The 22,131-nt window shown below is 34.6% G+C and carries 21 protein-coding genes; 13 read left to right on the top strand and 8 right to left on the bottom strand.

The genetic code is table 11. The features are described from left to right. Positions 1 to 148: 148 nt before the first annotated feature. From aceB to EPK97_RS02185, 4 genes are all read left to right on the top strand, one after another. Positions 149 to 1,738 carry a malate synthase A gene (aceB, locus tag EPK97_RS02200; protein WP_162034962.1) on the top strand — a complete coding sequence of 530 codons (1,590 nt, stop codon included), beginning with the start codon at positions 149 to 151 and terminating at the stop codon, positions 1,736 to 1,738. A gap of 33 nt (positions 1,739 to 1,771) precedes the next feature. Beyond that, positions 1,772 to 3,049, top strand: coding sequence for an isocitrate lyase (aceA, locus tag EPK97_RS02195; protein WP_162034961.1), 1,278 nt, complete (start codon positions 1,772 to 1,774; stop codon positions 3,047 to 3,049). A 179-nt stretch (positions 3,050 to 3,228) separates the two neighbouring features. Beyond that, complete coding sequence (locus EPK97_RS02190; RefSeq protein ID WP_162034960.1) at positions 3,229 to 5,430, top strand: UvrD-helicase domain-containing protein; 2,202 nt, start codon at positions 3,229 to 3,231, stop codon at positions 5,428 to 5,430. 183 nt (positions 5,431 to 5,613) lie between these two features. After that, positions 5,614 to 5,913 carry a hypothetical protein gene (locus EPK97_RS02185; protein WP_162034959.1) on the top strand — a complete coding sequence of 100 codons (300 nt, stop codon included), beginning with the start codon at positions 5,614 to 5,616 and terminating at the stop codon, positions 5,911 to 5,913. 105 nt (positions 5,914 to 6,018) lie between these two features. Here EPK97_RS02185 and EPK97_RS02180 read toward each other — a convergent pair whose 3' ends face one another. From EPK97_RS02180 to EPK97_RS02170, 3 genes are all read right to left on the bottom strand, one after another. After that, entirely contained in the window at positions 6,019 to 6,747 is a 729-nt protein-coding gene (locus EPK97_RS02180) for an NAD-dependent protein deacylase (protein WP_162034958.1), read from the bottom strand. 320 nt (positions 6,748 to 7,067) lie between these two features. Next, positions 7,068 to 7,466 (bottom strand): S-Ena type endospore appendage, encoded by a 399-nt coding sequence (locus tag EPK97_RS02175; RefSeq protein WP_162034957.1) that lies wholly within the window; start codon positions 7,464 to 7,466, stop codon positions 7,068 to 7,070. A gap of 299 nt (positions 7,467 to 7,765) precedes the next feature. Beyond that, a complete protein-coding gene (locus tag EPK97_RS02170; RefSeq protein WP_162034956.1) occupies positions 7,766 to 9,268 on the bottom strand; it encodes a DUF11 domain-containing protein in 1,503 nt (500 codons plus the stop codon). A 244-nt stretch (positions 9,269 to 9,512) separates the two neighbouring features. Between EPK97_RS02170 and EPK97_RS02165 the strand changes: the two genes are divergently transcribed. From EPK97_RS02165 to EPK97_RS02155, 3 genes are all read left to right on the top strand, one after another. Next, a complete protein-coding gene (locus EPK97_RS02165) occupies positions 9,513 to 10,553 on the top strand; it encodes an S-Ena type endospore appendage (protein WP_162034955.1) in 1,041 nt (346 codons plus the stop codon). 155 nt (positions 10,554 to 10,708) lie between these two features. Further along, positions 10,709 to 11,482: an ATP-grasp domain-containing protein gene (locus EPK97_RS02160; protein ID WP_162034954.1), complete on the top strand. Its 774-nt coding sequence runs from the start codon at positions 10,709 to 10,711 to the stop codon at positions 11,480 to 11,482. Between the two features lie 72 nt (positions 11,483 to 11,554). After that, positions 11,555 to 12,040, top strand: coding sequence for a tetratricopeptide repeat protein (locus EPK97_RS02155; protein WP_162034953.1), 486 nt, complete (start codon positions 11,555 to 11,557; stop codon positions 12,038 to 12,040). Here EPK97_RS02155 and EPK97_RS02150 read toward each other — a convergent pair whose 3' ends face one another. The 4 genes from EPK97_RS02150 to EPK97_RS02135 all read right to left on the bottom strand — a co-directional run bounded on the left by EPK97_RS02150 (position 12,041) and on the right by EPK97_RS02135 (position 16,171). Beyond that, entirely contained in the window at positions 12,041 to 13,174 is a 1,134-nt protein-coding gene (locus EPK97_RS02150) for an alpha/beta fold hydrolase (protein WP_162034952.1), read from the bottom strand. A 2-nt stretch (positions 13,175 to 13,176) separates the two neighbouring features. Continuing rightward, positions 13,177 to 13,791, bottom strand: coding sequence for a TetR/AcrR family transcriptional regulator (locus tag EPK97_RS02145; protein WP_162034951.1), 615 nt, complete (start codon positions 13,789 to 13,791; stop codon positions 13,177 to 13,179). A gap of 173 nt (positions 13,792 to 13,964) precedes the next feature. Further along, positions 13,965 to 14,582: a sterol desaturase family protein gene (locus tag EPK97_RS02140; RefSeq protein ID WP_338075639.1), complete on the bottom strand. Its 618-nt coding sequence runs from the start codon at positions 14,580 to 14,582 to the stop codon at positions 13,965 to 13,967. Between the two features lie 56 nt (positions 14,583 to 14,638). Continuing rightward, positions 14,639 to 16,171 (bottom strand): aldehyde dehydrogenase family protein, encoded by a 1,533-nt coding sequence (locus EPK97_RS02135; protein ID WP_162034949.1) that lies wholly within the window; start codon positions 16,169 to 16,171, stop codon positions 14,639 to 14,641. Between the two features lie 264 nt (positions 16,172 to 16,435). Between EPK97_RS02135 and cuyA the strand changes: the two genes are divergently transcribed. Next, entirely contained in the window at positions 16,436 to 17,455 is a 1,020-nt protein-coding gene (cuyA, locus tag EPK97_RS02130) for a D-cysteate sulfo-lyase (RefSeq protein WP_162034948.1), read from the top strand. Between the two features lie 96 nt (positions 17,456 to 17,551). Here cuyA and EPK97_RS02125 read toward each other — a convergent pair whose 3' ends face one another. After that, the gene (locus EPK97_RS02125; protein WP_162034947.1) at positions 17,552 to 17,704 is read right to left on the bottom strand and encodes a hypothetical protein; all 153 of its coding nucleotides are present in this window, start codon (positions 17,702 to 17,704) and stop codon (positions 17,552 to 17,554) included. 232 nt (positions 17,705 to 17,936) lie between these two features. On the opposite strand from EPK97_RS02125, the gene EPK97_RS02120 reads away from it, so the two are divergent. The 5 genes from EPK97_RS02120 (at position 17,937) to EPK97_RS02100 (ending at position 22,060) form a co-directional block, all read left to right on the top strand. Then, positions 17,937 to 19,058: a conserved virulence factor C family protein gene (locus EPK97_RS02120; RefSeq protein ID WP_162034946.1), complete on the top strand. Its 1,122-nt coding sequence runs from the start codon at positions 17,937 to 17,939 to the stop codon at positions 19,056 to 19,058. A gap of 83 nt (positions 19,059 to 19,141) precedes the next feature. Then, positions 19,142 to 19,402 (top strand): DUF3892 domain-containing protein, encoded by a 261-nt coding sequence (locus tag EPK97_RS02115; RefSeq protein ID WP_420826764.1) that lies wholly within the window; start codon positions 19,142 to 19,144, stop codon positions 19,400 to 19,402. Positions 19,403 to 19,601: 199 nt separating this feature from the next. Continuing rightward, positions 19,602 to 19,871, top strand: coding sequence for a hypothetical protein (locus tag EPK97_RS02110; protein WP_162034944.1), 270 nt, complete (start codon positions 19,602 to 19,604; stop codon positions 19,869 to 19,871). A 61-nt stretch (positions 19,872 to 19,932) separates the two neighbouring features. Continuing rightward, a complete protein-coding gene (locus EPK97_RS02105; RefSeq protein WP_162034943.1) occupies positions 19,933 to 20,859 on the top strand; it encodes a glycosyltransferase in 927 nt (308 codons plus the stop codon). A 37-nt stretch (positions 20,860 to 20,896) separates the two neighbouring features. After that, the gene (locus EPK97_RS02100; RefSeq protein WP_162034942.1) at positions 20,897 to 22,060 is read left to right on the top strand and encodes an NAD-dependent epimerase/dehydratase family protein; all 1,164 of its coding nucleotides are present in this window, start codon (positions 20,897 to 20,899) and stop codon (positions 22,058 to 22,060) included. Positions 22,061 to 22,131 lie beyond the last annotated feature (71 nt).

Here is a 22,131-nt window from a genome sequence, read left to right as displayed (position 1 = left end):
ATTCTTTTTGTTGATAAAATATCCACTAAAATAAAAAAATTTAGAAATTTATTGAAAAGGGGTTCTCTTTTTGATTAATCTGTTATATAATACAACTAAATTTAATAAACTGTACTATAACAAATGGTTGAGAGGGTGAGTCTTACTTATGAATACCGTTGTATCAGGGGTTCAGGTTCATGGTGAAGTAAATGAAAAGTTTGAAGAAGTATTAACAGACGGAGCATTACAATTTATTTCAAATTTAGAACGACAATTCAGGGGAAAAAGAAAAGAACTGTTACACAACAGGATTTTACGTCAACAAAAAATAGATCAAGGAGAAATGCCTGGATTTATTAAGGAGACAGAACATATTCGTGATGGTGATTGGACGATTGCTCCTTTACCTGAGGATCTTCAAGATAGAAGAGTAGAGATTACAGGTCCAGTTGATCGAAAAATGATTATTAATGCGTTGAATTCAGGAGCAAAGGTATTTATGGCAGATTTTGAAGATGCCAACTCGCCCAAATGGGAAAATTGCATGGAGGGGCAAATCAATCTTCGTGATGCAGTAAATAGAACGATTACATTTGAAAATGCGAATGGAAAAAAATATAGTTTGAATGAGGAAATAGCTGTATTAATCGTTCGTCCTAGAGGTTGGCATTTAGAGGAAAAACATATCATAGTGGATGGAGAAAGAGCATCTGCAAGTTTAGTAGATTTCGGATTGTATTTCTACCACAATGTTAAAAAGTGTATTGAAAACGGAAGTGGCCCGTATTATTATTTACCAAAGTTAGAAAGTCATTTAGAGGCAAGACTTTGGAATGAGATATTTGTATATGCTCAAAATGAGTTGCAGATTCCGCAAGGAACGATCAAAGCAACAGTACTTATCGAAACGATATTAGCTTCCTTTGAGATGGATGAAATTTTACATGAATTAAGAGAGCATTCAGCAGGATTAAATTGTGGAAGATGGGATTATATTTTTAGCTATATAAAAAAATTCAGAAATCATGATGAAATGATTTTACCAGATCGTTCTGAAGTAACGATGACTGTACCTTTTATGAGATCTTATTCACAATTAGTAATACAGACGTGTCACCGTAGAAATGCACCGGCAATCGGAGGCATGGCTGCTCAAATTCCGATAAAAAATAATCCGAAGGCAAATGAAGATGCGTTTCAAAAGGTAAGAGCAGATAAAGAAAGAGAAGCTTTAGATGGTCACGATGGAACATGGGTCGCACATCCTGGTCTGGTTCCTGTTGCATTAGAAGTGTTTAATAAAATTATGCCTAATGCAAACCAAATCAATAGAAAACGAGAAGATATTAAAGTAACAGCAAAGGATTTACTTGCTGTTCCAGAAGGAAAGATCACAGAGGCTGGCGTACGTACCAATATTAATGTTGGTATTCAATATATTGAATCTTGGCTGTCTGGTAATGGTGCTGCTCCTATCCACAATTTAATGGAAGATGCGGCAACAGCTGAAATCTCACGAGCACAGTTATGGCAGTGGATAAGACATCCGAAAGGGATTCTCAATGATGGAAGGAAATTGACTTTGGAGCTTGTTCAGCAATTACAAGAGGAAGAATTAGAAAAAATTAAAGCTGAGCGAGGTGTTGAAAGATTTGAAAGTAGTTTTATTAAGGAAGCTGTACAACTATTTAATAAATTAATTGAAAATAATGAATATACTGACTTTTTGACTTTACCTGGTTACGAAAATTTATAAAATACAATAAAAAACAAATTGGAGGAATTAGAAATGATGAAAAGAGTTCAAAATTTAGAATTAAGTTGGCAAATTGATGAGCGCTGGAATGAAATAACAAGACCATATACAGCACAAGAGGTAATCAAATTACGTGGTTCTATGGATGTTGAATATACTTTAGCAAAAGAAGGGGCAAAAAAACTTTGGAAATTAATGCAATCCGAAAGTTATGTTAATGCATTAGGAGCATTAACAGGAAATCAAGCCGTTCAACAAGTGAAAGCAGGATTAAAAGCGATATATTTAAGTGGATGGCAAGTAGCAGCAGATGCTAATTTATCTGGACAAATGTATCCTGATCAAAGTTTATATCCAGCAAATAGTGTACCTCATGTTGTAAAAAGAATTAATCAAGCTTTACAGCGTGCAGATCAAATAAGTCATTTAGAAGAGGATGATAGTATAGATTGGTTCGCACCTATTGTTGCAGATGCAGAAGCAGGTTTTGGCGGTCAATTAAATGTATTTGAATTAATGAAAGGAATGATCGAAGCAGGTGCTTCTGGTGTGCATTTTGAGGATCAGCTTTCATCAGAAAAAAAATGTGGTCATTTAGGCGGTAAAGTGTTATTACCGACACAAACGGCTGTACGTAATTTAATCTCAGCTAGATTAGCAGCAGATGTAATGGGTGTTCCAACAATATTAATTGCTAGAACAGATGCAGATGCGGCAGATATGATTACAAGTGATATTGATGATGCTGATAAACCATTTATTACAGGTGAGCGAACTTCAGAAGGGTTCTTTAAAACAAAACCAGGCTTGGATCAGGCAATTGCAAGAGGTCTATCTTATGCACCATATGCAGATCTAATTTGGTGTGAAACTTCCACTCCAGACCTAGAACAGGCGAAACGTTTTGCTGATGCTATACATGAAAAGTATCCAAATAAATTACTTGCATATAACTGTTCCCCATCATTTAATTGGAAAGCAAAGCTTGATGACGCAACCATTGCAAAGTTTCAACAGGAATTAGGGAAGATGGGATATAAGTTCCAATTTGTAACTCTAGCAGGTTTCCATGCATTAAATCACAGTATGTTTGAACTTGCAAAAGGATACAAAGAAAACGGTATGGCTGCTTATTCCAAACTACAGCAAGCAGAATTTGCGAACGAACAGCATGGTTATACAGCAACTAAACATCAGAGAGAAGTAGGCACAGGTTATTTTGATGAAGTTTCACAAGTGATTTCTGGTGGTACATCATCTACTACAGCTTTAAAAGGTTCAACTGAAGAAGCGCAATTTCATAGTGCGTAATCAGTTGTTGTATTCATTGTATTGAAAAACTAAACGTTAAAAGCTTCTCCAACACTGGAGGAGCTTTATTTTTTCCGTTATAATTTAAAAAGTGTTCTATATGAAATAAAGTAATTTAAATTCAGAGCTGTTCAGAAAGAACGTTATATTTATTGTAAACGGAAAGGAATTTGAAGCACATGAACTTAACGAACCTTCCAATTGGGGCAACAACCTCTAAAATTCCTTTTGCACAAAAAGCAAGTGGCAGAACGAGTAAAGAAATAGTATCAGATTTAGATAAGGATGCTTTCTTTTTTCGTTCATTAGAAAATAGAGGGATTGAACTTAATCAATCACAAATAGATGCAGTGAGACATTATAAAGGACCATTATTAACCTTAAGTGGCGCAGGAGTTGGTAAAACAACGCTACTTACTTGTAGAACAAGTTACTTAATTTCCTTCTATCAAGTTCCCCCAGAAAATATTCTACTTTTGACCTTTACTAAAAAAGCAGCGGATGAAATGAAAGAACGAATCCTCTCTTTACATACTTCTGCTAAAACCAGTACAGGGAAAATTGAAGCAAGCACATTTCATGCTTTCTTTTTTAAATTATTAAGGAAACAAGGTTATCGTCAAGAGGTACTTAAAGAAGAATACAAACGAATCTTAATCAAACAGTTTTTAAAAGAAAAGGGACTTAGAGATGAATACCAAGCTGAAAATATACTTTCTATGATCACTAGTTATAAAATACAAGGAATGAAACCAAATCAGGTAGTGGCCAAATCAACTTCAGAGAAAGAGATACAAGAGATGTATAAACGTTATGAAGAATGGAAACAGAAACATGAACGTATTGACTTTGATGATATGCTGCAGTTAGCTTATGATCTATTAAAAAAGTCTCCTGAGTTGCTTGAATTAATGCAAAGAAGATTTCAGTTTGTTTTAATTGATGAGTTTCAGGATACGAATGATTTACAATATGAACTGATTAAATTAATGACAGAAAAGCACAAAAATCTAACGGTTGTAGGAGACCCTGATCAAACGATTTATTCCTTTAATGGCGCTCGTTATGATTTCATTATGAATTTTGACAAAACGTTTCCAAATACAAAAATGATTACGCTAAATATGAATTACAGATCAAACCCAGGTATTGTAGGCCTTGGCAATGAAATGATTAAACATAACAAGAACAGAAAACCAAAAACATTAACTGCAACCAAAGATGGGATGGAAGTTCCTTTATTTTTACGTCCAAGTAATACGGATAATGAAGCAGAACTAATCATTAAACAAATGCAAACCCAGATAAGTGCTGGGGTTAGTTATAAAGATATCGGTGTGTTATATCGTACTGCCAGCAGTGGACGTGCTATTTACGAATTGTTAACACTGAGTGAGATCCCTTTTAAGGTGAGTCGTCAAAATGAAGTGTTTTATGAACAGAAAATAATTAAACCATTAGTCGATCACCTCAGATTATGTTTGAACCACAGAAATATGGAGGCTATAGAAGGGATTTTAGGCTCTTTATATATAAACAAGGACATGGGAATGCAGCACATTAGAGAAATGGAGCAGAAACAAAAAAAGAAGTACCCATTAATCCATTTGAAAACATACTCTCACTTACAGGATTTTCAAAAGAAACAAGCGGTCGAACGAATTAAATTAATCAAAAAATTAACGGAAATGAAACCCGATGAAGCGATTAAGAAATTAAGAAACGAATTTTATAATAAATACATGGAAACGGATGAAAGGCAAGAATTAACCTCCCACAAGGAAATGAATATAGAGATGCTTGATGAAATTGAATCCTCTGCAAAAAGATTTATGAATATTAAAGAATTTATATATTTTATTGATAATATGGTTCAAAAGCATCATGATTTAAAATTGAAAAAAGAACATGATTCCAATGCAATTAGTTTAATGACGATTCATGCAGCGAAAGGATTAGAATATCAAGTGGTATATATTATTGGATTTTCAGAAGGGATTTTACCGCATAGTTCATCTCTAGAACCTGAATTGTCAGATCGACTGTATACTGGTCATAAAGGAGAACAGAGGGAGGAAGCACTAGAGGAAGAGCGCAGATTAGCCTACGTAGCTGTAACGAGAGCAAAAGAACAGTTAATTATCAGCTCTCCTCAATTTTATCGTGGTGTAAGAGCAGATGTATCTAGATTTATCATGGATGTATTTAATTCAGGTTTACCGAACAAAAATGAAGAAGTATCTGCTTGGCTGTGCACAAGCTCAAGTTGTAACGGGTGGATGCGGATTGATCCTTACGACAGACCCCAGGAACTGTTAAAAAAATGTCCAATATGCAACTCTATGATGAACAAGGGAACGAAACTTATCAATGCTCGATAATAGCTAAAATACTCATTTTGTAAATTTACTTATTCCCCTTCAATGTGAAGGGGTTTTCATGATAGTTGCGGATTTTTAATCCTCTTGGACATCCATCCAGTCCATTTACTCATAAGCATCATATGATAAAGAATAACAATATAAAAACAATAGAAATTTTTAATAGAAACGGGGGAGATGAACATGGAGAAAGAAGATATTGAACGCATGGCAAAATTAGAAGCTGAGCTCAAATCGATACGTGACGTAGTTGTTAAAATGGATACAAAACTAGATACTTGGAATAAGAGTTTTGTTCCAAGACCCGAGATTAATGAAATGTTCAAAGCAAGAGATAAAGAAATAGATGATTTGAACTCACAAATAGATGAATTACGTCTGGATAAAAGGAACAATAAGTCCATTGTTCCAGCTTGGGCGGGCGTTGTAGTAGCTTTTGGAGCGATGATCGTTACAATTGTTGGTATCCTAATCCTTCGCTAGTTGAAATGAAAATAAGCCAGTAACTCGGTTATAAATTTCCCTCATTAAAACTTAGAGAAAATGATACTATGGTTATTTTACTATAGGCACCAACTTATTAATGAACTAAACGAACTGACTCATAACTTTTCCGATATGATCATAAATAACATAATTTGCTCTAGAATCATAGGGAGTTGGTGCTTTATTAATTAGAATAAAGTGGTCCCCTCTATAATATTCAATCAATCCAGCAGCCGGGTATACACTAAGGGAAGTTCCTCCAACGATGAGTACCTCGGCTTTTGAAATAAAGTCTACAGCACTATCAAGAATATCTTCGTCTAATCTTTCCTCATATAAAACAACATCAGGTTTAATAATTCCTTCACATTGTTCACATCTAGGAATGGTTTCTTCATGATTTACTATTTTGTCTAGTGCATAGAACATTTCACAATCCATACAAAAGTTTCGATGTACGGAACCGTGTAATTCAAGAACGATATGGCTCCCAGAAGATTGATGAAGCCCATCAATGTTCTGGGTGATTACTGCTTTTATTTTTCCTTGTTGTTCTAAACGTGCTAATGACTGGTGGGCTGGATTAGGCAGCGCATTTTCATGTATCAAATGCTCTCTATAAAATGAATAAAATTCTTCTGGATACTTTTTGAAAAAACTAGAACTTACAATCTCTTCAACTGAACGATCTTGCTGAAACAAACCTTGTTTGGATCTAAAGTCAGGGATGTTGCTTTCTGTAGATACACCAGCCCCTCCAAAAAAAACGATATTAGAACTTCGTTTAATGATGGTTCGAACTCGCTCTATTGTATCCTTTTGATTATCCATGGTTATATCCTCCCTAAATGATGAATTTTTGACTTATTCAATAGATCACTTCTCTGTTTTAATTATAATTATATGAAAAAAATTATCTTTATTTTACCAAATATAAAAAAATAATTCTATCTTGTAGGATAGGGACGTCTGATGAGCATTTTATATAAGTTGTACACATTTTTTAAATAAATCAATTGATCAATTGACTAGTCATTAATTCTATACCTTGTATTAAATCATATCAATCCCTATTGTATTCAATAGGGATTGATATGTGTTTTGAATCATTTTTAACTGATATATTATATAAGTCATACAATCGATTAAAATTATTTGCTGATAGAATATTGTAAGTCAGCTTCGAATGTACCTATACAGAATGCTTCCATTACCATTCCATTACATGTTAACGTTACTGAAGATAAACTGGCTACCAGCACACTTATTGCATCTCGAGGACCAACATCATAATCTGTATCTACTCCAGCATCTGTAACTGTAACTGTCATTGTACACTCTGTACTAGTGTTTGTGATCGTTATCATCCCGGTAGGTAGCTGTGAAGTTGCTGTTATTGTTGTTGTAAATAAGGTAGCCTCTGCATCTCCATCACACATATTTCGAATCGGTGTACATCTTTTAATTAAAATTAACTGTGAAGGGAATAAATCAATACCAGCACACGAGATTGGACAACAAACGTCACTTTTATAACTATTGCAACTCATTATAAAACATCTCCTTATATTTTTAGTCTATTTGAGGTGTATTGAATTACCTCATAAAATAATATATGAAGGATGGGTACTGGCTGTATGTGCGAATCTACTGGATAAAAAGCACATTTTCATATCAAAAATCCCTATGTAAATATAATAGGGATATTTAAGCATGCTTTTTAATGTGGGATCTATCTAAAACATTTTGATATAAAATAGATCTACTAGAACAAACGCACATTTATAAATTCATAATTAAATCTATTTTAATAATAATGTGTAAATTCCGTTTCATTTTTATAATGTATTTAATGCACTTTTTTTGAACAACTCGCACAACCTGGACAATGATGACAAATCGTAGTCAGTGCTTGATTACTTTCCGCTGTTTGATTGCAGCTAAATCTCACAATTGCTATATTGGTGACAAAACATTTACCTGCTGTGACCCTCACTCTAAATTGAACTGTGATTGTTTCTCCGGCTTCAAGATCCCCTAATTCTATTCCAGCATTCGGATCAGCTCCAGGTTGTAGAATCCCATTAATCTTCACGCTATTTTCTATAAAATCAGTCCCAACAGGTTCGATATCTGTTAAAACAATGTTTGTCGCAATGGAAGGTCCCGGATTTGTAATTTCAATCGTGTAAGTTAATATATCTCCTTTGTTAGCAAGAAATTTGTCTACACTTTTTTCTATATTTAATGTGCTTTCAGGTTGATCAATTTGCAGCCCCAAAGCATTCGGCATATAGGCATCTTGAGTAGAGGTAAATCTGAAAACTCCAGCATTTTGGTTGTTAATTAATGCACCTGAAGCATCCACATTTGCTATATCCCATCCCTGACGTCCAGCACTTATGTTCATTCCTGGAGTCCCAGGCATTTGATTTCTAGATCCATAAGTACCAGACATATCTACCGCACCTGAATCATCTTCAATTTGTGATCCAAAAAAATTCATTGCTGGGTTATTTGGAGGAAGACCAGATAAATTTACTAGAGTCGCTACAGTTGGACCAAATAGACATTGATCCCCTGTAATATTAGCGTCTCCTTCTCCAGCACTAATCAGCGCCCTGGCTGCTACTGCTCCTGCTGGAGGAGTAACAAAACCAGCAACAGGTACATCAATGGTAGGGTTTGTCGTAGCGTTTACAACACCTTGAGCTCCGACAAAAAGAGTCATATTACGGAAAGAGAACAGTGGGAAATTTTCATAAATAACAGCAAGTGTCCATCCAGCATGGTTCGTATTATTTGTCGATGCCAATAAGGGATCTGTTAGTCCTGGAACCTGCCCTACCGCATATTGACCTGCCCCAAAGTTTTGCACAATATTTGTTACATTTGCTGAACGCATATAAAAGCCTAATGTATTACCACTTCCACTTATAAAAGTAGGTGCATTAGCTGTTAGCGGATCAGGTGATACTTGAAAAACGCCTCCACCTGGAACTGTGAAAATAACGTCATTATTAATTAAACCAGTAATATCTTGATCTCTTGTTAAATAGTTCCCTCCCCAGATTAATTCTGCATAAAGTACTGTGCTGCCCGCTGGGATCACTAAATTTGCTGCGGAACTATTTATGTTAATAGAAAGTGTAGTTGTAGCTATTCCACCAAGTGGGAAAGGATCTAGTGGAAAGGCATCTACTATAGGCTGACTGGTATCTAATGTAATAAAAGCTCCGATACTTCCTGCTGTACCGGCCGCATTTTGGTTTGTTTGTTGACTTAAGCCTAAAGTATTACCCGTAAACGTCATCGCACCACAAGTATTTGTTGTAAATCGATTAATGAACATGTTATATCACTTCCTAACTCATTGGTTATTCTTATCTCACTTTTTAGATTCTAGTAATGTGGGTGCTTGTTTATTTAATGTAGTATATTCCTATAAATCTCTATTGCTACTAAAATACAGGGCAATTCCCATGTGTCATTCGCCAATTTTTCTAACAAATGTGCGATTGTCCTAAATCAAATAAGTGATAAGGGTAATAGTATGGTACATAATAACCAATTCAGTTGTCTAGGAGGTGATTGCTTTGAGTAAAATTAAGAAGAATAATTGTTGTGTAAACGTCAATGTTCATTGCTCTACAAAATCTACTCGTAAAAAAAGAAAGTCTAAAAAAAAGTGCAAGAAAAAATCAAGTAAAAGAACGCTTCAGATCAGTCGCTGTATTCCTATCAACAAAGCCTGTGATGATACAATGCCTACACCCATTTTTGTAGGTGAAAAAACAAGTGGAATTTCATTGCCCTCTGGTGCCATTACTATTGTGAATACTAGTGAGACATGTACGATACAAGTAGCGATTGAAATCTTATCTTCCATGACACCTCTGATTACAGAAATTGATCCAAGATCATCTTTTACAACTACACTAGCGGATATCATACGAGTGGATATCTTATGTATAGGTCCTATGACAGAGAACTGTACAGGTACTGTTCAACTTGACCTTGTTTTTACAGTATCTACAAAACTTGATCACCATAAAGTAAAACACAATTTAAAAAGACATTCATTTTACGATACTGAGATTAAGTCTATAAAAACAAATAACAGAGATAGAATAGAAATGTTAGAACCTAATACGATTGGAAATATGCACCTAGAAGGACGGCGAAATATCCAAATTCAAGAAAAAAGTTTTTCTAAGGAAATGAGTAAAATTGTTGATAAACTTGATCACCAGTTAAAAAATTTAGACCATACAATAAAAAGAAGAGATGAACTTTTTTTGACAGCCTTAAAGGAAATGAGTGACAATCAAAAGGTTCTAAATTCAACTTTATTAAAAACAGTAAAACAAGAGAATGTAGAAGAAATGGTTAGAGAAAATCCAAAGAGAATAGGTGGACCCACAAAAGAAATACAAAAGGAACTAGAAGAAAACTCTAATATATATCCAAAGAAAATAGAAGCAAATAAAGAAAGTATAGAAAGTATAAAATCTGAAGAAAAATTGAAGACAGAAGTTTCCGAAGCATCCTCGATAGAAAAAACAACAAGAAATAAAAAGAGAAAATGGTGGCAAAAATTATTTAGAATATCATCAGTTGAGAAAGCAAATGGATAGTACTTATATGAGAAGATTAAGACTAGAAGACTGGAGGAAAAGTAGTCTTGTAATATCTGGCTACTTTTTTTCTAGGCCTAAGAAGGATCTACATTGCTGACATGATTGCTTTCTGTTAAAATTTGAAGGGAAACTAAGAGAGAGGATATAGCCATATGAAACTTGTTACTTTTAACCCACTAAGAACGATTGGAATTCCGAATATTTCCTATATAAAACCACTAAATATGTATAAGGACATCGAAAAGATTAAAGAAGCGGATATGCTCCTATTTCCTGAATACTGGCAGGTAAATTCTCTAGTTTATGGATTGAAAAAAAAGATTTTCCCTAGCATTAATTCTTACCATTTAGGCCATAACAAAATTGAGATGACTCGTGTTCTGAAGACTGTTTGCCCTGGACAGATTCCATACACAGAGATATTAAGTAATACAGATGAAAATAGACGTTATATAATGGAAACCTTTCCGCTTCCATTTGTTGCTAAAGAAATCAAAAACTCAATGGGACAAGGTGTGTTTTTAATACAGAATGAAAAAGAGTTTCAGAACTATGCTGAGAAAGTTGATGTTTTATACATTCAAGAGTACATACCAAATGATCGAGATTTACGAATTTGTGTAATTGGGAATGAAGTTGTAACTGCTTATTGGAGAGTAGAGGAAACTGGCGGCTTTCATCATAATGTAGCACAAGGTGGAAAGGTATCGTATGACAATATTTCAGATGAAACACTTCGGTTAGTATTAGACGTTTCTCAGAAACTAGGGATTAATCATGCTGGATTTGATGTGATTTTCGACAATGAAAAACCATATATTTTAGAGTTTAATATTTTATTTGGAAACCAAGGCGTTCCAAAACATAAAGTATCTCTTGAACAAAAAATAGTTGAATATATTACGAGGAGTGCCGAAATACTTTGAGAAGCATTGCTTAGATAAGAAAAAAATCGAGGCTAGATATAGCATAATTAATAGTAAGGGGGAGATGAAAAAATGGACTTAAACCTAGAAAAAGCGGTTAAATTACGTGAAGAGGGTAAATATGGGGAATCAAATTTATTATTAATGCAGTTGGTTGAGAAGCATCCTGATGATGCTACGATTCATTACCAAGTTGCATGGAGTTTTGATGTAATGGAAAAAGAAAGAGAGGCGGTACCTTTCTATGAAAAGGCAATATCTTTAGGATTATCTAAAGAGGAATTAAAGGATGCTTATCTTGGGTTAGGAAGTACATACAGAACACTAGGTGAATATGAAAAGTCCAAACATATTTTTCATAAAGCAATAGAAGAATTTCCAAATCATAGAGCACTTCAGGTGTTTTATAGTATGACTTTATTTAATCTAAAAGAGCATGACAAAGCAATGGAAATTCTCCTAAAAAATATTGTGGAAACAACAAATGATCAATCTATCATTGATTATAAAAGGGCGATTCATTTTTATACTGACAAACTAGATAAAGTGTGGGACTGATTAGACCCTCTCATCCATCCATTCTGCCATTTTACTAAGGGAAAGCCCCATATTACCGACTTGGCAATGATTTTGGCCTTGTTCCTTTTCTGTAAAGATACGGTCTGTAATGGATTTTGCATTTTTTAAAGCTTGAATTTGTAAATGGTGCATTTTAACTGGGATGAAATGGTCTTTTTCACCAGTTAATATCAGTATATCTTGTTTTACCATTTCAGATTTTAAATGTTCTTCATTGAATTCGAGTATAGCAAACCCGCTTTCTAGCGGAGTTTTTGTATGTGTAATATACATTAAATGCTCTATGCCCCATTTTTCCTGTGGCATCATTTTCATTTTTAAGTCGGACATCCATGCCATCAAGTTTGGATGTTTGAATAACCATAATGCAAACTTCTCAATGAATGGAGGCGGTATTTTCATATAGTCGTATGCAATGCTAGAAGCTATGACTCGTTTGATTCTAGGTTCATATGCTGCAGCACGAAAACACAACCATCCTCCCATCGATATGCCTAATAAAGTGACATCGTCCAATTCAAAATAATCCAATATCGCTGAAGTAGGTTTCTCCCACTCATAACTTAGTGGTAATCCTTGTTTTTTCAAAGCATAACCTTGCCCAGGTCCTTCGAAAAGAATGACTTCATAGTTTAGTTTAGAGAAATATACTGCCATCGAATAAAACTCTTCCATGAAAGAATCAAACCCACCGTGGATAACAAGTGTTCCTTTTTTTACGTTGCCTTTTGCTGGCACTTTCATTGCGGGTAAGAAGTGTTTACCGTATGGAACTAAAATACGTTCTATATTCTCACCTGCAACGAGCACATTATAAAATAATGCTATAAATTGATCATAAATTTTCATTTTATCAGGATCGGTTGGAAGCGTAAAAAACTCTGCAGCACGATAATAAAATGTAGCGTTCATGATTCGATTTTCAACTCTCGCTTTCTTAGCTTGACGTATCATTTCATCCTTCCAATCATCGACTTTCTGAATGTTTCTGGCTGCATCCATCATATCTTCTACTCGAGAGTATCCCATTGAAACCCATCGATTCATCTGAAAATCCATGATTTTTGTCTTGTGGAAATGATGATAACCAACAGGAAAATTGAATTCTAACATCATTATTCTCTCCTTTCCTTCGTTAACCCCATTTTTAAAAAGTCTATGAAATAATTCATTTCTTGTTCAATATGTTCAGGTTTGCTTATATCTGTTATTTCCCCGAGGTGGGTGAACAAAAAACCAATGATTCGTTTAATAAATTCAATCGGTAAATTTTCTCTAAACTCTCCTTTATGATATGAAGCTTCTATCATTTGGTTGATTTGATCATTATTTTCAAAATTATACTTTTTTAATGCTCGTTCATAGATGTCATTTCCTTTCTCTTTTACGAAACTATTTGCAAATCGATTGATATCTGGGTAATCTACCGCAAATTGCATACCAAGACGAATCTGTGTCTTAAAAATAGAAAAGATGTCTGTAGAGTAGTCTTCCACAGTCATTGCTTTAGAGAGAAATGCTTGTTTTTTCTCAATTAATGTCTGAATCAAATGAAAGTACAAATCTTCTTTATTTTTAAAATGATAATAAAATGATCCTTTACTCATGTTTGCCATCTTTAAAATGTGATTTATAGAGGCTTTTTCATATCCTCTTGTTATGAACTCATTTAGTGATGCTTTCATTAAAGCTTCGTTATGTTCAAAATCCTTGTTAAAACCTGTGCTCAAAAAATCCCTCCTAGCTTAAAGAAAAGGTATAAATTATCCATAAACTAATTATAGACCTCAAGGTCTAGACCGTCAAGTCTATTAAAATACAAAAAACCCCTTCTTGAACTAGCCGAAGCTTGCAAGAGGGGGCGACCTATATGCCCTCAATATCATTTGAGGGCTTGGAGATTTTATGAATTTAACTGTTTCTTTTCCAAATCACGCACGGTGTCACTTTTTTCTACTTTTTTTTCATTTTTGTACGTATTAAATAACACGTCAAATGTAGGGTGGGTTACACCAAACCAAAATTGTTCATTTTTATAATGATGCCATAGGTGCATTCGTTTCATGAATTTGCCCCAAGGGGTAAGCGGCGTGATGGGTCGATGTGCAACATAGTGTGACCATTCATAATACAACAAATAAGCGAGGACTCCAGTTGTAAATGCAATGGCTATCATTAGGTCAAATGTGATGAAAAATACAATAATACCAGCAGTTATAAAGATTGGAAAGCTATACCATACAGGAAGGAATAATAAGTTCAAATCATTAGGATGAGCATGGTGGTGATAATGTATACGCTTCATTAAGTTTAATAGAAAGTTTTTTCGAGGGGGTTTCATATGAAATAAAAAACGATGAATCAAATATTCAGTGACTGCATATCCAACAATACCTAGGAACATAGCTATCCACAATTTTCCGTTTGTTAGGTTAAGTAATGTGATTAGGAGTAAGGTAAGAAAAGTAATAGAAGTAATTTGAATATCTTTGATACTAAAAAACTCTTTAATATACTTCATCATTTTAACCTCCAACTTTTTTATACACTTCATGAAAGTGTACAACTCATAATTTTTCATTTTGATTTTCTAAGAAGTTGAATGTAGGATGAGAGGAATTTAATCACATTTTTTCTTTTTCCATACCAGCTTTTAATAAAGTTTTTAAAATGAGGGAGTTTCCCTTCATAGGGATACCAGTTCACCTCAGATTTTTTGATGCCTCTATCAACCAGAATTGATTTTTGATGGCAAAAAATTTGCACCCCAACTTGAGCATGATACCTTCCTATACCGCTATCTTTTATACCACCAAAGGGAAGGTACGGATTGGCAATGGCTACAATGACATCATTAACCACAACACTCCCAGCAGCTAATTTCGCTGCTACTCTTTTGGCTTTATTTAGATCTTTGCTCCACACACTCGCACTGAGTCCATATCGAGTATCGTTTGCCAACTGAATCGCTTCCTCTTCATTTTCAAAAGGAATGACATTGATTACAGGTCCAAAGGTTTCTTCTTGTATGACTTCCATTTCGTGATTAACATCGGTTAATATTACGGGTTCAATTTTCATTCCTTGATGTTGATGAAGTTTAGGATGACTTCCACTAATGATTTTAGCCCCTTTTGAAATAGCAGATGTAACGTGATTTTGTATTATTTGAAGTTGGTTTTCAAATGTCATTGATCCTAAGTCAGCATCATCAGAATGTTCAGTTTTTAAATTCTGAAGTTCATTTTTTAATTCTTGAATAAATGATTCATAAATTTCCTTTTCTACATAAATGCGTTCAACAGACATACATACTTGACCGTAATTTGTTAATGATCCCCATAATGCACCTCTAACAGCTCGATCAAAATGAGCATCTTGGAATACAATCATGGGGTCTTTCCCACCTAACTCTAAAGAAGTTGGTATGAGGTGCTTCGCAGCTTCTTGTTGTATGATTTTTCCTGTTCTATCCGATCCTGTGAAAAAGATATAATCAGGTTTTTCAGATACAAGTTTTGCACCTAATTCTTTTCCACCATGCGCCACTTGAATGACATGTTCGGGAAACCCTGCTTGTTCAAATAAACTTTCCATCCACTGTCCCACTAGTGGGGTAACTTCTGAAGGTTTGAGTATGACACAATTTCCTGCTAATAGAGCATTAATGACTGGGTTCATAGCAAGCTGAAAGGGGTAATTCCAAGGGGAGATCACTAAAACAACTCCTCGAGGCTGGTAGGAAGTGTAGGATTTTTTCCCTATGAGTGCAATAGGAGTTTTTGTTTTTTGTGTTTTCAAAATTTTTGCTGCATGTTTTTCTAAATAGGCAATCGTATCTAATACGGTAAATAGATCTGCTGTAATCGCTTCCACCTTAGGCTTTCCTGCATCTTGATGTATGATATCAATGCCATCTTCTAATTGTTCAACGATAATATGTTTTAATCTGCGTATGTACTGTAAACGTTCTTTAATTGATGTGTTTTGCCAAGAACTATTTGCCTGTCTGGCTTGATCATACATAAGAGTCGTTGTATGGAGTGGAGTAGTATTCACAAAGCCAATCGTTTCACCACTAATTGGGCTCATAACCTCTAATGCTTCCATCTTAGTACCCTCCTATATTTAATTAATCTTATTATATGATAAAATCTTATTTTTTTACAGTGTACTAAAATAGTCATTTAGTTTTTTAATTTATTTTTATTCAACCATTGGTATAAAAATAATTTCTTATAATCACTATAAGTAGTTATTATTAGAAAATTTAGCGTATTCACATTAAAATGTTTACTATGAGGTTTAAGATTACAAATATGGAAAATCTTAATATTTTCTATATCACAATTTTTAAGTAAAGGAGTAAAAAAGATGAATTTAGCTAAATTTCCAAGAAGAAGATATACGCATTTTGATACACCGATTGAACCATTAAATAATTTATCAAAACATTTAGGTGGTCCTACTATATATATGAAGAGAGATGACCTACTGGGTCTTACTTCTGGTGGGAATAAAACGAGAAAGCTTGAATTTTTAGTTGCAGATGCATTATTTAATGGAGCTGATACTTTAATTACATGCGGAGCGATTCAATCCAATCACTGTAGACTAACACTAGCTGCAGCCGTGAAGGAAGGAATGGGTTGTCATCTTGTGTTAGAAGAACATGTTCCAAATACATATGATCCAGATGCTAGTGGTAACAATTTTTTATATAAACTGTTAGGAGTCGATCATATTACTATTGTACCTAAAGGAACTGATCTGCTATATGTAATGGAGGAAGTAAAAGAAAATCTTGAGGAACTGGGGAAAACGCCTTACATTATCCCTGGAGGCGGCTCTAATGAAATCGGGACCACAGGGTATGTGGCTTGTGCAGAGGAAATTCAAATTCAATCTTTTCAAAAAGGCATTCAAATTGACCATGTGATTACAGCTAGTGGCAGTGGAGGCACACATGCTGGGCTTATTGCAGGATTTTTTGGTACAAATAGTCAGATTCCAATTATAGGAATTAATGTAAGTCGAAATAAAGATGAACAAGAAACATTGATCTACGACCTTGCTAAACTAGTTGCAAAACATGTTGGCATTCGAGAAGAACTTCCTAGAGATACGGTTGTTTGTTTTGATAATTATGTAGGACCTGGTTATTCCTTACCTACAGATGAAATGGTGGAAGCAATTCAATTAGTTGCTAGAACAGAGGGCATCTTACTTGATCCAGTATATTCAGGGAAAACAATGGCAGGAATGATTGATTTAATACGAAAAGGTTATTTTAATTCAGATGATCAAATTCTTTTTGTTCATACTGGCGGTTCCCCAGCGCTTTATGCATATACCAATACTGTTTTAAATGACTTTGTTGTGCATAGTAGTTAGGCATTGGAGAGGGAGTTGGATTTTTTATTTTATTTAAAGAAGTTCTTCAATTTAGAAGAACTTTTTTTCTTTTTTAATGTTCATGATGAGTAAATCTTACTTTTGAGTATTCTCATCCTCATTTGTATTAGAATAGGCAACTAAAGTGACGATATCTCCTGATTTATTTTTAATTTTGCTTTCTAAATGTTTTATTTCTTCAATTTGTTCGTTATTTAATTGAGCAATTTGATATTCGTTTGAATTCATTTTATTATCACCTCTATTTTGTTTATAATTATGATAAGATAAAAATGATTCTATAATACAAAAATTGATTGGGGAACTAGGATTTGAACCTAGATAATGACTTTTAATTGTCATATGTGCCATCCATCTGGCTACTCCCCATTAATAAATATTATTTTTATCAGCAGTAAGTTTTTTTATACGTTGTTTTTAGCACTATTAGTTCATTAGATTTTTAGAGGAGTGAATATTTATGAAAATAATTTCAATTGAACCTACACCGAGTCCAAATTCTATGAAAATCAATATAGATGAGTCGCTTCCAACTGGGGTACGAAAAACTTATACTTCAGAAAATAAAGAAAAAGCACCTGAATTGATGAAACAAATACTAGATATAAAAGGGGTTACTTCGATCTTTCACACCGTGGATTTCTTGGCAGTTGATCGAGTGCCAAACGCAGATTGGAAAACAATATTAGAGCAAGTGAAGGATATATTTGGTGAGGGACAAGCTGTAAACGATTTTGATTCCATGAATCAAGGATTTGGAGAAGTTAAAGTTTATGTACAAACATTTAGAAAGATACCTATGCAAATTAGAGTTAAGTCTGAAATGGAAGAAGCAAGGGAAAGTTTACCTGAAAGATTTACGAATGCTGCCATTGAAGCAGGTTTAGCATCTCCAAATTTAATAAAAGAGAGAAAGCTAGAGGAGTGGGGGATTCGTTATGGAGAGCCTAAGGACATCGCTATGGAAGTGTTGGAAGAATTAGATGCATCCTATAATGGTGAAAGAATAAAAGGGTTGTTACAGCAAGCACAACATACGAATGTTGATGATACCCCTATAATCATTGGAAAAATGACACTTGAGGATGCAGTAAAGGCATTGGATAACCCTGATTGGCGCAGAAGATTTGCTGCATTAGATCAGATGGAACCAACCGCTGAAGTCCTACCTATAATTTCAAAAACATTAAAGGATCCTAAAGCTTCAATCCGACGTTTAGCAGTGGTTTATTTAGGAGAAATTCAAAATGCTGAAGTTTTGCCTTTGTTGGTTGAAGCTTTGAAAGACACATCTGTTTCTGTGAGAAGAACAGCTGGAGATACAATATCAGACATTGGTGATCCGCAGGCAATTGAACCTATGATACAAGCATTAAAAGATGTAAATAAATTAGTTCGCTGGAGAGCAGCACGTTTTTTGTATGAAGTAGGAGATGAAACAGCTTTAGCTGCGTTGGAAGAGGCTGAAAATGATCCAGAATTTGAAGTCAGTTTACAAGTGAAAATGGCTTTGGAAAGAATTAAAAGTGGTGAAGAAGCTGCAGGAACTGTTTGGCAACAGATGACAAAAAGCCGGAAATAAATTCTAGAATAAATCATTCTTTTCTGTAAAAAATATTAGTGTAATAACATATTAACAGCAACACCAATTTTTCAACTAAGGGGATGAGTCGAATGGAAAATAATATTCAAAATCAGGGAAACCGTGTTGAAATTGTAGCTGTAAGAAAAAATGGAGATGGGGATTTAACTGAATTTAAAACATCCGATGGACGAACGTTAGGTTATCAACAAGCTTTGCAAGAAGTTCAGAACGGCAATATTAGTGGTGTGAATGCATTTAAAGGAAGAGATGGTGAAACCTATTTACGTGGAGATGCGGATGGAGATCCAAGTAATAATTTAGATCAATTACCTATATTTTAATATATTATATTCACTATTAGGCAATTTGTTGGGCATGAGTTCGGTATTGTATCGGACTCATGTTTTTTAGTTTTGCCTTAATTCGTTTGTGACTATAAACTTTACACGACATACTCTGTACGATGCCATAATCATTAATAAAATTGTTACAATTTACATATATCTTTTGTATATTTTTAATTTTTTCTAAGGAGGAAGTATGGAAAATCGTAAAAAAAGTGAAGTTCGAGGTAAAACACAAAAAGTTGATGAACAAAATGATTTAGTTAAACAACCAACAGTCGACGATATTATGAGTTATGAAAAACTCGATCAGATACTTAAGGATATTTCGAATGATCAAAAAATATTAGACTTGCTCAAAGATAATCCTGTTGAAATCGTAAAAATGTATGAACTTACAACAAAAGAGTTGGAGGCACTAACTAGTGCTGATTTACTGCTCGTTAAACGACCAAGGAAACTTTAGCTAACGTCTTTATTTGAAGAATACAAATAGGCTCAGAGCCACCCGGGGAGGTAATGTTACAATGTGTTATTCGTTAATTAGCATTGTAATTCCTGTAAGAAATGAATTTGATCGTTTAGTTGGAACAATCAAGTCCATTATGGAGAACGGTGTTACTGCATGTGAGAAAGAATTTATTATAGTAGATGATGCTTCTGATGATCATTTCTATGAAAAAATAGTAGATGAGGTTTCTGAAGTTTGTATTAAGGTGTTTCGACTTGATGAGCATGTAGGAATTCCACGTGCAAGGAACTATGGTGTAAGTAAGGCACAAGGTGACATTATATTTCTAACCGATGCACATGTACGTTTTAGTAAAGGGTGGGATAGCTATGTGTTAAATAACATAGAAGATAATAGAATTATAGCTGCCACCATTTGTGATCCTAAATCAAATCTTAAAGGTTACGGGAGCCATTTAATCGTACCTTTTATGGGGATAAGGTGGAATCAAAAAATGGATGTTGATCGTCCATCTTTCGTTCAAGTTGCATCTTCAGCAGGGACTGTTCTTACCAAAAAGTTGTTTGAGAGAATTGGTGGATATGATTTAGGTATGATGATATATGGAGGTGCCGAGCCCGAATTTAGTATCAGGGCATGGTTAAGTGGTGCTGAGATTGTATCAGCCCCATCTCTCCAAGTTTATCATCGATTTAAAACGATTGAAGAAATTAGCATCTTTTTAAAAGGACTAGGAACGAATTTGATCCACAATAATCTCAGGTTTGGACTTTTATATTTAAGTGAACTCGCTTGCTTGCAAATGATTAGATATTTTGCAATGCTCTATCCTAAACGAATGCAAGATGCAGTTAAACTATTGCAAAACGGTGACGTTTGGGATCGGAGAGCTCAACTCAATGAAACTTTATCTTATGATTTTAAATGGTTTGTTCGCCATTTTAACTTGAAGGATCAAATAAACCAAGAAATTATTTTTTAACTGGTGAAAACAAATAGGACTGGAGGTGCAGTTACATATGAGAGTTCTAATTACAGGTATGGATGGTTATCTAGGTTGGGCATTAACCCAGTATTTAATCGCTCGTGGACATGTAGTAGGGGGGGTTGATAATTTCTTTCGTAGACAGTGGGTGGAAGAAATGGATTCATGGAGTGCTATTCCGGTTGTGTCGATGGAAGAACGGCTCATCACTTTAAAAGAGCGTTTTGGAGAGGTTGTTAAATTCTGGGAAGGGGATTTGAGAAACTATGATTTTGTAGAACACATCTTTCAGGAATTTCAACCAGAAGCAATTGTACACTTTGCTGAGTGTGCATCTGCACCTTATTCATCCATTGATGTACATCATGCTGTATTTGTGCAAAATAATAATATTACGACAACATTTAATATATTATTTGCAATGAAGGAATGGTCACCTGAAGCGCAATTAATAAAGCTTGGAACAATGGGTGAGTATGGTACACCTGATCTAGACATACCTGAGGGATTTTTTGAGGTCGAGTTTAGGGGACGAAAAGATAAACTCCCTTTTCCGCGCCAAGCGGGATCATGGTATCATTGGAGCAAGGTTCATGGATCAAACAATGTTATGTTCGCTTGTAAACTCTGGGGCTTGAAGGCAACAGATGTTATGCAAGGTGTTGTCTTTGGTACTCATATTGATGAAATGGGGAACTATGAGCGGTTATTTACACGTTTGGATTTTGATCAGGCATTTGGAACGATCATCAATAGGTTCTGTTGTGAAGCCGTAATCGAATATCCACTTACGATCTATGGTTCAGGAAATCAGAAACGTGGGTTTTTATCACTTCAAGATTCGATGCAATGTTTAACACTAATATTAGAACATCCGCCACCGAAAGGTGAATATCGTGTCTTCAATCAGTTTCAGAATGTATATTGTCTGTTCGAATTGGCACAAAAAGTAAAGAAAGTTGCAGAGGGATTCGGGTTAAACGTTCAGATTCAACACTTGGAAAACCCTCGCCTGGAACTTGAAGACCACTATTATCAACCAGATCATCAAAATCTTCTGAACCTTGGGTTTAAGCAAACAGTAGATGTTGAACGTGAGTTAGAAAACATGATTCATCAGTTAGTTAGATATACAGATCGAATTAAAGAGAAGAAACAAGTTCTTAAACCTGATATATTTTGGAATTATAAAGAATAAAATGCAGCCCCCCCACTTTAGCTAGACGAACTAATGTCAGTAGAGGGAAATTGATATTTTAATGAACTGGA

The organism is Chengkuizengella sediminis (genome assembly GCF_010078385.1).
In the GTDB taxonomy this organism is placed as follows: domain Bacteria; phylum Bacillota; class Bacilli; order Paenibacillales; family KCTC-33759; genus Chengkuizengella; species Chengkuizengella sediminis.
This window is presented reverse-complemented; position numbering and strand designations above follow the sequence as displayed.